The organism is Antarcticimicrobium luteum (genome assembly GCF_004358185.1).
GTDB lineage: Bacteria > Pseudomonadota > Alphaproteobacteria > Rhodobacterales > Rhodobacteraceae > Antarcticimicrobium > Antarcticimicrobium luteum.
The window spans coordinates 86,859-98,068 of the sequence record NZ_SMUV01000068.1 but is presented as its reverse complement, the minus strand read 5'-3'; the positions used below and the strand labels follow the sequence as shown (position 1 = coordinate 98,068).

Below are 11,210 nucleotides of genomic sequence, written 5' to 3'. Positions count from 1 at the left end.
CGGGCGCCGCCCGGCGCATCACCATTTCCGGCCAGTTGCTGGCCCGATCCCAGGGAGAGAGACATGACCAATCCCCGCCACAACACCCGCGACATCTTTGCGCCCACCGGCCCCGAGCTGACCGCAAAAAGCTGGCTGACCGAGGCGCCGCTGCGGATGCTCATGAACAACCTGCACCCGGACGTCGCCGAAAACCCGCATGAGCTTGTCGTCTATGGCGGCATCGGGCGCGCGGCGCGGACCTGGAGGGATTTCGATCTGATCGTCGAGACGCTGAAAACCCTCGAAGACACCGAGACGCTGCTGGTCCAGTCGGGCAAGCCTGTGGGCGTCTTCCGCACCCACAGGGACGCGCCGCGGGTGCTGATCGCGAACTCGAACCTGGTGCCGCACTGGGCCAACTGGGACCATTTCAACGACCTCGATAAAAAGGGCCTGATGATGTACGGTCAGATGACCGCCGGCTCGTGGATCTATATCGGCGCGCAGGGCATCGTGCAGGGCACCTATGAGACCTTTGCCGAGGCCGGGCGCCAGCATTATGGCGGCGATCTCACCGGCAAATGGATCCTGACAGGGGGGCTGGGCGGGATGGGCGGCGCACAGCCGCTGGCTGCGGTGATGGCCGGCGCGTGCTGTCTCGCCGTTGAATGCGACGAGAGTCGCGCCGATTTCCGCATCCGCACCCGTTATTGCGACGAAAAGACCCGCGATCTGGACACGGCGCTGGCGATGATCGAGCGTTGGACTGCCGCCGGCGAGGCGAAATCCGTGGCGTTGATCGCCAACGCGGCGGATGTTTTCCCCGAGCTTCTCAAACGCGGGGTGAGGCCCGATCTCGTGACCGACCAGACCTCGGCGCATGACCCTGTTCACGGCTATCTTCCGCAGGGCTGGAGCCTGGCCGAATGGCGCGCCCGGCAAGAGAGCGATCCCAAGCGCGTCGCGGCGGCGGCGCGCGCCTCCATGCGTGCGCAGGTCGAGGCGATGGTGGGGTTTCACGACGCCGGCATCCCGACGCTGGATTATGGCAACAACATCCGCCAGATGGCGTTTGAAGAGGGGTTCGCACGCGCCTTTTCCTTTCCCGGTTTTGTGCCGGCCTGTATCCGGCCGCTGTTCTGCCGGGGGGTCGGGCCGTTCCGCTGGGTCGCGCTCTCGGGGGATCCCGAGGATATCTACAAGACCGACCAGAAGGTGAAAGAGCTGATCGACGATCCGCATTTGCACAACTGGCTCGACATGGCGCGCGACCGGATCGCGTTCCAGGGGCTGCCGGCACGGATCTGCTGGGTGGGTCTGGGACAGCGCGACAAGCTGGGCCTTGCCTTTAACGAGATGGTGCGCACCGGCGAGCTGAAGGCGCCGGTGGTGATCGGGCGCGACCACCTCGATTCCGGTTCGGTCGCCTCCCCCAACCGCGAGACGGAATCCATGCGCGACGGCTCCGACGCGGTGTCGGACTGGCCGCTGCTGAACGCACTGCTCAACACCGCCTCGGGGGCGACCTGGGTGTCGCTGCACCATGGCGGCGGCGTCGGCATGGGCTTTTCCCAGCATGCGGGCATGGTGATCTGTTGCGACGGCACCCCGGAGGCCGATGCGCGCATCGCCCGGGTGCTGTGGAACGATCCGGCCACCGGGGTGATGCGCCATGCCGATGCGGGCTACGAGATCGCGGTGGACTGCGCAAAGGCGCACAACCTGAACCTGCCCGCAATCCTGTGAGCGAGGCCGGCGCCCCGCGGCGCTGACCCCGTACAGGTTAGCGCCGCGAGTCCCCGGGGTTCGACCGATGCGAGCCTTTACGGCGGCACCCCGGGGTTGGACGGCAGTCAGCGCATGTTGAACAGCTCCTGATGGAAATCGCCCGCCGCCAGGCCGTTCGCGATCAGATCGCCGCGCAGGCGCTGCCCGAAGGCGGCCGGACCGCAGAACCAGACCGAGGCCGCCGTCCACTCGGGCACCAGATCGCGAACCCGGTCGCCGGTGAGAAACCCGTCCCGGTCATCGACCAGGATGTGCAGGTCGATACCGGCCGCCTCAGCATCGGCGGTCAACAGGTCCAGCGCCTCGGGCGATATCTCTTTCGTGCTGTGGATCAGATCGACGGTTTTCTCGCCCGGCACCCGCGCCAGCTGTTTCATGCGCGCGATGAACGGGGTGATGCCGATGCCGCCCCCGATCCAGATCTGCCGCTCGCGCGCATCATCAAAGGTAAAGCAGCCATAGGGCCCCTCGACAACGACCTCTTCTCCGGGGGTGAGCGTTTCGGGCAAGACGTCGGTATAATCGCCCAGCCCCTTGGTGATGACAGCAATCTCGCGCGTTGCCGGATCCCAGGCCGAGGCGATGGTGAACGGATGCCTGCCCTCGTGGCGGTGGAAGGTCACAAAGGCGAACTGGCCTGCGTCATGTCCTGTCCAGCCGTCCTGCAACGCGATATTGACCTCGGTGCTGCGCACCTCAGGGAATGTCCGAAAGGTCACGATCCTGCCCGCCACGCGGTTGCCCCGGCCGATCTGCCCGCTCAGCGCCAGCGCCGCCGCGATCACGCCGCCGACCATGAGCAGGCCGACCAGAATGCCCAGGGGCTGGGTCCAGGCGCCGAAGTCGAGAAGCACCGTGGAATGGGCGACCAGCACCAGATAGGCGACGGCAATCAGCTTGTGAGCTGAGACGAAGAATTTATAGGGAACCCGCCTGATCAGGGCGAGCGCGATCAGCAGAACCGCAGCGTAAAACGCCCATTCGCCCAGCATCTCGGCGGTGCCGCGTTGGCTTTTGAAAATCTGTTGCAGGGCTGGCAACGCCTCTGCCCCCGCTGGCGGGCCACCGCGTTTGGGCCGTTCCAGCAGGCCCATGCCAACCGCCCATTTCGGCCCCTGCGTGGCAAGCCAGTGCAGGATCGAGGTCACCAGCGCGGAAATGCCCAGCCATTTGTGCAGCCGATAGGATTTATCGAGGCCGTTCAGCCAGGGTTCCAGCCATTTCAGGCGCAGGGCCAGGATCATCGCGACGCTCATCGCGCCGATGCTCAGCACCCCGGTATATTGGACCAGCAGGTTGCGGACACCGATGACGCTCAATTCGTCAGGAAAGGGAAGGGTTGCGGCGAGCCAGAGCACGGACAGAACCGCGGGAATGGCCCAAAGGGTGATCTTGATTTTCTTCATGGTATTGGCCTTCGTGGAGGAGGACGCGGACAGTCCTGCCCGCAATACCGCTCGGGTATGACCTTCATACGTTGGCCGAGGGCATTTCCGTCGGCGATTATATTCCGCAGGTCCGGGACGACCAGATCCGGAACCATGGTTCGCGGTTTTTGACCGGGTTCAGCGCCGCATTTCCCGGAAATGCCCGGATCGCCAGCCCGTTTTTTCGGTCATATGCAGCGCTATATCATTGATATGATTTTGAATACCGCACGGCTGTCCAGGTCTACGGCAGGCACCCCCCACCTTGCGAAAATCCATGGCTTTTTATGACATTTGTTGACTCCGAATGCCGGGCCTTCCTCGGCTCCTCCCGAATACGGCGTGTCGCGGCGCGCCCCCCCTGCTCGCCTCAGCGGAGGTCCCGGCGATAGGCGCCGGGGGTCACCCCGGTCCAGCGTTTGAACGCCCGGTGAAAATTCGCCACCGAGGCAAAGCCGATGTCCTGCGAGATGCCCTCCAGGCTCTTGCCGCCCCGGGTCAGGTCGCGGATGGCGATGTCGCGGCGCAGCCCGTCCTTGATATCCTGAAACGAGGTGCCCTCTGCCTCCAGCCGCCGCATCAAGGTGCGTGGCGTCAGGTTCAGCGCCCGGGCGGCATCGCCGAGGTTCACATTCATCCGGTCCGATAACAAAAGCAACTCGCGCAGGCGCAGCGGCAGGGCATGTTCACGATAGCCGGTAAAGATCCAGTCGCGCGGGGCGCGGATCAGAAAGTCCTGCATCTCGGCCTCGCTGCGCGCCACCGGCAGCGCCCCCAGCGCCCGGTCCAGACTGATCGACGAACAGGGCTGCGCAAACCGGATCGGGGCGGGAAAGAGGATCGGGTAATCCTCGGCGAACCCCGGGCGGGCAAAGACGAAACCGACCTCGCGCAGCGGCAGTTCACGCCCGGCCAGCCATGAGGCGATGCCATGGGCCAGTTTCAACAGCAGCATCTGCCCGAACCGCTGCGGCACCGCCGCGCCGCGCGGTACGATGGACAGGCGCAGCGCCTCGCCGGTCTCCTCCAGCGTCAGCCGGTGGTCGTCCAGCAGCAGATTCCAGAAGGTGGTGAAACGATAGAGCGCCGCCGCCAGCGACGAGGCCCCGCGCACCGAGGCACATAGGATCTTGAGCCCGCCCGACCGGATTGGCCGGCTCCACAGCCCCATCATCTCATCCCCGGTGCCGACCGCCACCAGCTGATACAGGCGCACGATCTGGTCATGCGTCACCCGCGCGCGCGGCTGGCTGGCGGCGGCGGCCAGCCCGGTCTGCTCCAGAAACTCCGCCAGCTGCTGCGGCGGGCAATAGGCCCGGAGCGCCGAGAGCCAGTCCTCGACAAAGGCGAAGGACACGGTGGAGAGAACCGGCGGGGTCTGGGCGGGCACGAGGGCTGGGGTCATGGTTCGGTCAGCATCCCGGAATTTGTCACTTTTTGCAAATTAAGCGTCCATGGAGGAGATAGTACGCGGTGTTTTTCCCTTCTATATGGCACTCAAACGCATTCAGGGGGCTGCCCGATGACCTTCACCGCACCTGTCAGGGATCTGCTTTTCAACATCGAACATCTGTCGGGCTGGTCCGGGATCGCCGGGCTGCCGCAGCACGCCGGGCTCGATCTCGGCGATGTCTCGGCGGTGCTTGAAGAGTTCGGACGTTTCTGCGCCGACCGGATCGCGCCGCTGAACGCCCCGGGGGACCGGGCCGCTTCGCGCATCGAGAACGGCAAGGTGATCCTGCCGGAGGGGTTCGCCGCCGCCTATGCCCAGTTCGTCGAGATGGGCTGGCAGGGGCTGCAACACCCCGAGGCCTATGGCGGTCAGGGCCTGCCGCGCGCCGTCGGGGCGGCAGCGACCGAGATCCTGAACGCCGCCAACATGAGTTTCGCGCTGTGCCCGCTGCTGACCGACGGCGCCATCGAGGCGCTGCTGACGGCGGGGTCCGAGGCGCAAAAGGCCACCTATCTGACGCCGCTCGTCTCGGGCCGCTGGACCGGGACGATGAACCTGACCGAGCCGCAGGCCGGCAGCGACCTGGCCTTGGTGCGCAGCCGCGCCGAGCGGAACGCCGACGGCAGCTATCGCATCACCGGGACCAAGATCTTCATCACCTATGGTGAGCATGACATGGCGGAGAACACCGTCCATCTGGTGCTGGCGCGCACCCCGGGCGCCCCGACGGGGGTCAAGGGGATCAGCTTGTTTCTGGTGCCGAAATACAGGGTTGAGGCGGATGGGAGCCTTGGCCCCCGCAACGCGGTGCGCTGCGTCTCGGTCGAGCACAAGCTGGGCGTCAGGGCGAGCCCGACGGCGGTGCTGGAGTATGAGGGCGCGACCGGCCATCTGATCGGCGAGGAAAACCGCGGCCTCGACTATATGTTCGTGATGATGAACGCCGCCCGCTATGCGGTCGGGCTGCAGGGTATCGCCATCGCCGAACGGGCCTATCAGCAGGCGCTGGCCTTTGCCCGCGAGCGGGTGCAAAGCCGCCCGGTCGACGGATCATCCCGCGACGCGGTGACGATCATCCATCATCCCGACGTGCGCCGGCTGCTGCTGCGGATGCGGGCGCTGACCGAAGGCGGGCGCGCGATGGCCGCCGCCACCGCGGGCTGGCAGGAGCTGGCGCATCCGGACGAAACACCCGCGAGCTGCCCCGAGGCGGCGGCGCTGGCCGAATTCATGGTGCCGCTGGTCAAGGGATACTGCACCGAGATGGGGGTAGAGGTCGCCTCGATGGGGGTGCAGGTGCATGGCGGCATGGGTTTCATTGAGGAAACCGGCGCCGCCCAGCATTACCGCGACGCCCGCATCCTGCCGATCTACGAGGGCACGACGGCGATCCAGGCCAACGACCTTCTGGGCCGCAAGACCCTGCGCGACGGCGGCGCCACCGCCCGGCGGCTGGCCGCGATGATCGCCGGAACCGAGGCCGATCTGTCGGCAGGCAGTCCCGTCGCGCAGTTGGTGGCCACCCGGCTGACGGCGGCGCGGGGCGCGTTCGAGGCGGTGGTCGATCACCTCTGCCACACCGGCGGCGCCGATCCCAACGCCGCCTTCGGCGGCAGCGTGCCCTACCTGATGCTGGCCGGAAACCTGATGGCGGGATGGCAGCTGGCCCGATCGCTGCTGGCGGCGGAAAGGGCCCTGGAAAACGGATCAGAGCCTGATTTCATGACCGCCAAGATCGCCACCGCGCGGTTCTATGCCGACCATATCCTGCCCGAAACCGAAACCCAGCGCCTGCGCATCACCGAGGGGGCGGACAGCCTGCTCGCCGCGCTGCTCTGACCCCGCTTTGCCAGATCTGAAAGGACTGAACCATGACCGTTGAAATCGATACCTCCCGCTACACCCGGCTGGCCCTCGACCCGCAGGAGGACGGCGTCTGGGTCGTCACCCTGAACCGGCCGGAAAAGCGCAACGCGCTTGATCTCGCCACGGTCGAGGAGATGGTCGAATTCTTTTCCGCCGCGCCGCGAGCCGGGGTCAAGGCGGTGGTTCTGGCCGGTGCCGGGGACCATTTCTGCGCCGGTCTCGATCTGATCGAACACCATGACGCCGACCGCAGCCCGGCCGATTTCATGCATGTCTGCCTGCGCTGGCACGAGGCCTTCAACAAGATGGAATACGGCGGCGTTCCGGTGATCGCGGCGCTGCAGGGCGCGGTAGTCGGTGGCGGGCTGGAACTGGCCAGTGCCGCCCATGTGCGGGTGATGGACCAGAGCACCTATTTCGCCCTGCCCGAGGGTCAGCGCGGCCTGTTCACCGGCGGCGGTGCCACCATCCGGGTCGCCGACCTGATCGGCAAGGCGCGGATGATCGACATGATCCTGATGGGCCGCGTCTATCAGGGGCAGGAGGCCGTCGACCTGGGTCTGGCGCAATACATGGTCGAAGGCTCCAGCCTGGACAAGGCGATGGAACTGGCGCGCCGCGCGGCGCAGAACCTGCCGCTGACCAATTTCGCCATCTGCTCGGCGATCAGCCACGTGCAGAACATGTCGGCGCTGGACGCCGCCTATGCCGAATCCGTGGTGGCCGGGATCGTCAACACCCAGCCCGACGCGCGGGCGCGGTTGGCCGCCTTTGCCGACAAATCCGCCGCGCGGGTGCGCCCCAACAGTTGAGCGGACGTTGCCGCGGCCCGGCTGGCGGCGGAAAACGATGGCGACCAACCGGGGGCAACTACCCTCGGTTGGCGCGGCCGGACCTCCGCAGCTGTCCCCTGAACGGGGTCGCGGCCGATCTGGCCACCTTGATCCACGGATTTTCGCGCGGGCCGCAAGCGGTCCCCGCGGTCAGAACCCCGGAGAATCGGGGCGCGCGTCCCGGCGCCCGGATCGCGGGATGCGCCTGCCGGTGAGCTACCCCCAGAAATTCGGACACTGACATAAGCTACGATTTGCAGTCTGCTGATCTTCGACAAAGAGGAGATCAGAGATGTCGAAACGGCGTTATCACGTTAATCGGGCGGCGATTGCCTGCTCTTTGATTGCAACGTAGATCACAGCGATGCAGACACCTTCCATCAGCTACAAGCGGCACCGGTTTCCGCCCTCGATCATCGCCCACGCGGTCTGGCTGTATGTCCGGTTCAATCTGAGCCTGTGTGAGGTCGAGGAGATGCTGCTCGAACGTGGCATCGACGTGTCCTATAAAGCCGTTCGGCGCTGGACGGCCAAATTCGGGCCGCAGATCGCGAGGAACCTGCGGCGGCGCCAGCGCCGCCCCGGCGACATCTGGCACCTTGACGAAGTCGTGGTGAAGATTTCCGGCAAAACGTTCTGGTTCTGGCGCGCCGTTGATCAACATGGCGCCGTTCTGGACGAGATCCTCCAGTCCCGGCGGGACAAACGGGCCGCCAAACGGCTTCTGCGCAAATTGATGAAACGCGCGGGATCTGTTCCCAAGCGGATCATCACAGACAAGCTCCGCTCATGCCGCGCCAATGCTCCGGACGATCTCGATCACGAGGGCTGCGAGCGCGGGTACATCCACTTCTTCCGGCTCAACCCGGTCGCGGAATTCGGCACCGATGAAGAAAAGGAACGGATGATCCGGCCCATGGCGGAAGGGCAGGCCACAAGGCCTGCTTCGCCGTGACCGAACCCAACAGTGGGCTGCAACCGCCACGCCGTGGGGCGGTTGCGGATCGGCTCCGGGCCTCAGCTCCGATGGGTCAGGAAGCGGGTGTTGAGATAGGCGTCGAGGGCTTCGAAGCCGCCTTCGTGGCCATAGCCGGAATCCTTGATGCCGCCGAAGGGGGTTTCGATCAGGGCCAGGCCCTGATGGTTGATCGAGACCATGCCGCTTTCGATCTCGCTCATCATGCGGTCGGCGCGGGCGGCGCTGGCGGTAAAGCCATAGGCCGCGAGGCCATAGGGCAGGCGGTTGGCCTCGGCAAAGGCGGTATCGTCCTCCGCAAAGCAATTGAGGATCACTACGGGGCCGAAGGGCTCATCCTGCATCATCCGCGCCTCCGGCGGCACGTCGGCGAGCACCGTGGGTTCGAAGAAACAGCCGGAGTTGCCGCGGCGCTTGCCGCCGGCCAGCAGGCGGGCGCCCTTGTCTAGGGCATCGCCGACCAGCGCCTCGATCTCCACGACCCGGCGTTCGTGGGCGAGCGGGCCCATGTCGGTCCCCGGGTTCATGCCATCGCCGAGCCTGAGCGCCTCGGCCCGCGCAACCATCTCGGCGGCGACTGTATCGAACAGGGGCTCTTGTACCAGGAAACGGGTGGGGGCGATGCAGATCTGGCCGGCGTTGCGAAATTTGGCGGCGGCCATGCGGTCCACCGCATCGGCGGCGTCGGCATCGTCGAAGATCAGCACCGGCGCGTGACCGCCGAGCTCCATCGTGCTGCGCTTCATGTGCCGTCCGGCCAGTTCGGCCAGATGCCGCCCCACGGCGGTGGAGCCGGTGAAGGAGACCTTGCGGATCTCCGGATGGGCGATCAGCCGGGCGGAGATGGCGACCGGATCTCCGGAGATCAGTCCAATGACCTCGGCTGGAACGCCCGCATCAAGATAGGCGCGGACCAGTTCGATCACCGAACCGGGGGTGGTCTCGGCGCCCTTCAGCACGATCGAGCAACCAGTGCAGAGCGCGGCGGAAAGCTTCCGTACCGCCTGGCCGATGGGGAAGTTCCAGGGGGTGAAGGCGGCGACCGGCCCGACCGGGTCCTTGACCACCATCTGCCGGACCTGCGGGGCCCGCGCGGGGATCACCCGGCCATAGGTGCGGCGGCCCTCTTCGGCGAACCATTCGATGATCTCGGCTGAGGTGATCACCTCCAGCCGCGATTGCGCCAGCGGCTTGCCCTGTTCCCGGGTCAGGATCGGGGCGATGGTGTCGGCGCGCTCACGCAGCAGGGCGGCGGCGCGGTGCAGCACCTTGGCGCGGTCGAAGGGCGATACGGCCTTCCACGCGGCAAAGCCGCGCGCCGCCGCCCGGGCGGCGGCCTCGACATCCTCCGGGGTGGCGCAGGGCAGGCGGCCGATCTCTTCGCCGGTGGCAGGGTTGTGAACGGCCAGGCTGTCGCGCTGGTCGGCGCCGATCCATTGCCCGGCAATATGCATTTTGAGGTCGGCGTAGCTCACTCTGGGATCTCCCGTCGCTGTTCGATTGGGCGCCGGTCCCGAAACGCGCGGCGCGCGCCTCGGACGGCCGCGCCATAGTGGCGGCGGGCGCTGCGCCGAAAAAGAACAATGCGGGCATGCGAGCGATCTTGGAAGGAGATGCCTAGCCGGCCCAGTCAAGCAGGAGATCGGCGGTTTCGTCGATCAGATGGGGATGGCTGTCGAGATAATGCGGCGCGCCCTTCAGCACGTGGTAGGTCTGGCGCCCTTCGCAGGCGGCCGCCCATGCCCGCATGTGGCTGGGAAAGACGGTCTGGTCGGCGGTATGCTCCACCAGCAGCACCGGGCAGGCGGTCTCGGCCAGCCGCTTCGGTCCGTTGGCGCGGCTGTGGGCGGGGCTCCACTGGCTGAGGTAGGAGCGCAGCGTGCAGAACCGCCCGAGCCCGTTGGCGGCGTAATTCGCGTGCGCTGCCGCGCCCTGGATCGAGCCCGCCTTGCGGTCGTTGGCATCCAGAGACAGGTCCAGCAGCCGCGGGTCGGCCTGAGTACGGTGAATGACGAAGGCCTCGTCGGCGGTCTCCGGCGGGCGGGTGTCGTCGAGCTGTCGCAGACGGGAGAGCACATGGGCGGTGATTCTGTCGATCCGCGCCGCCTGGGCGGCGCGATAGCGTTCCACCCAGGCGGGGGCATAGGCGGGGCCGTTGTCCGGATTGTACATATCGAGCGCCGGATCGTTCAGTTCGGGATCGGCCTCGTCGGTGACCGCCGGGTCGATCTTGGTCAGCAGCTGTTCGGCACGGCCCGGGTGGGCGCAGGTCAGCACGATGCCGTCGGCCGGCGGTATGTCCCCGGCGGTGATGCCGAGAGGTCGGCCGTCGGGGGTGTCGGCGAAGCCCAGGGTCTCGGCCTGGCTCTGATAGAAGGCCGCCAGGGAGCCGCCGCCGGAATTGCCGATCAGGATGATCCTTTCGTAGCCCCGGCCGCGCAGGAAACGGATGCCGGCGCCCAGATCCATCGCCGCGCGTTCCATCAGCAGCATCGAATCGTTGCCCGAATAGCGGGTGTTCAGCGCCAGCACCGCGCCGCCCCGGTTCAGCAGCGGCTCGATCAGGTAGTGGTTGTGGAAATTGCTGGTCGGGTGGGTCAGGACGAAGGCCAGCTTGCCTTTCGGCGAAGGCTCTTCGAATCGGCAGAAGATCACCGGGCGGTTTCGCTGGATGCCGCTCTGGCTTTCCATGAATCCCCCCGGTTTCACCGGAAGTGTCAGCAGGTGGCTGAGGGTGTGGGGCATTGCGGAACCTCCCTGGTCGTGCCGGAATTAAATAGAACTGAAGGTTCCGTTAGTAGATGGATCGGGCGTGTTTGACGAGGGGAAATTGCTTGTTGTCAAAACCTGAATAGGTGATATTTATAGAAATAGAACATCTAGTT

General features: G+C 66.1%; 8 protein-coding genes. 4 read left to right on the top strand and 4 right to left on the bottom strand.

The genetic code is table 11. The annotated features are described in order from the left end of the window. The first annotated feature begins 63 nt into the window (after nucleotides 1-63). A complete protein-coding gene (gene hutU / locus E1832_RS13545; RefSeq protein ID WP_133360296.1) occupies nucleotides 64-1,728 on the top strand; it encodes a urocanate hydratase in 1,665 nt (554 codons plus the stop codon). A 107-nt stretch (nucleotides 1,729-1,835) separates the two neighbouring features. Here hutU and E1832_RS13540 read toward each other — a convergent pair whose 3' ends face one another. After that, on the bottom strand, nucleotides 1,836-3,176 hold the full coding sequence (locus tag E1832_RS13540) for a ferredoxin reductase family protein (RefSeq protein WP_133360295.1): 1,341 nt from the start codon (nucleotides 3,174-3,176) through the stop codon (nucleotides 1,836-1,838). 391 nt (nucleotides 3,177-3,567) lie between these two features. Then, the gene (locus tag E1832_RS13535; protein ID WP_133360294.1) at nucleotides 3,568-4,602 is read right to left on the bottom strand and encodes an AraC family transcriptional regulator; all 1,035 of its coding nucleotides are present in this window, start codon (nucleotides 4,600-4,602) and stop codon (nucleotides 3,568-3,570) included. A gap of 117 nt (nucleotides 4,603-4,719) precedes the next feature. Here E1832_RS13535 and E1832_RS13530 point away from each other — a divergent pair, with 117 nt between their 5' ends. The 3 genes from E1832_RS13530 to E1832_RS13520 all read left to right on the top strand — a co-directional run bounded on the left by E1832_RS13530 (nucleotide 4,720) and on the right by E1832_RS13520 (nucleotide 8,304). Next, entirely contained in the window at nucleotides 4,720-6,489 is a 1,770-nt protein-coding gene (locus E1832_RS13530; protein WP_133360293.1) for an acyl-CoA dehydrogenase family protein, read from the top strand. A gap of 32 nt (nucleotides 6,490-6,521) precedes the next feature. Next, a complete protein-coding gene (locus E1832_RS13525) occupies nucleotides 6,522-7,328 on the top strand; it encodes a crotonase/enoyl-CoA hydratase family protein (protein ID WP_133360292.1) in 807 nt (268 codons plus the stop codon). Between the two features lie 385 nt (nucleotides 7,329-7,713). Beyond that, complete coding sequence (locus E1832_RS13520) at nucleotides 7,714-8,304, top strand: IS6 family transposase (protein WP_280960209.1); 591 nt, start codon at nucleotides 7,714-7,716, stop codon at nucleotides 8,302-8,304. 62 nt (nucleotides 8,305-8,366) lie between these two features. Here the strand turns inward: E1832_RS13520 and E1832_RS13515 are convergent, their stop codons facing one another. Then, entirely contained in the window at nucleotides 8,367-9,800 is a 1,434-nt protein-coding gene (locus E1832_RS13515) for an NAD-dependent succinate-semialdehyde dehydrogenase (RefSeq protein WP_245513988.1), read from the bottom strand. Nucleotides 9,801-9,942: 142 nt separating this feature from the next. Beyond that, entirely contained in the window at nucleotides 9,943-11,070 is a 1,128-nt protein-coding gene (locus tag E1832_RS13510) for an alpha/beta hydrolase (protein WP_133360291.1), read from the bottom strand. Between the last annotated feature and the right edge of the window lie 140 nt (nucleotides 11,071-11,210).

Bases quoted from the DNA above. Each gene is read 5' to 3' on its own strand.
- E1832_RS13525 (WP_133360292.1), top strand. From the start codon at position 6,522: ATGACCGTTGAAATCGATACCTCCCGCTACACCCGGCTGGCCCTCGAC.
- hutU (WP_133360296.1), top strand. From the start codon at position 64: ATGACCAATCCCCGCCACAACACCCGCGACATCTTTGCGCCCACCGGC.
- E1832_RS13535 (WP_133360294.1), bottom strand. From the start codon at position 4,602: ATGACCCCAGCCCTCGTGCCCGCCCAGACCCCGCCGGTTCTCTCCACC.
- E1832_RS13510 (WP_133360291.1), bottom strand. From the start codon at position 11,070: ATGCCCCACACCCTCAGCCACCTGCTGACACTTCCGGTGAAACCGGGG.
- E1832_RS13520 (WP_280960209.1), top strand. From the start codon at position 7,714: ATGCAGACACCTTCCATCAGCTACAAGCGGCACCGGTTTCCGCCCTCG.
- E1832_RS13540 (WP_133360295.1), bottom strand. From the start codon at position 3,176: ATGAAGAAAATCAAGATCACCCTTTGGGCCATTCCCGCGGTTCTGTCC.
- E1832_RS13530 (WP_133360293.1), top strand. From the start codon at position 4,720: ATGACCTTCACCGCACCTGTCAGGGATCTGCTTTTCAACATCGAACAT.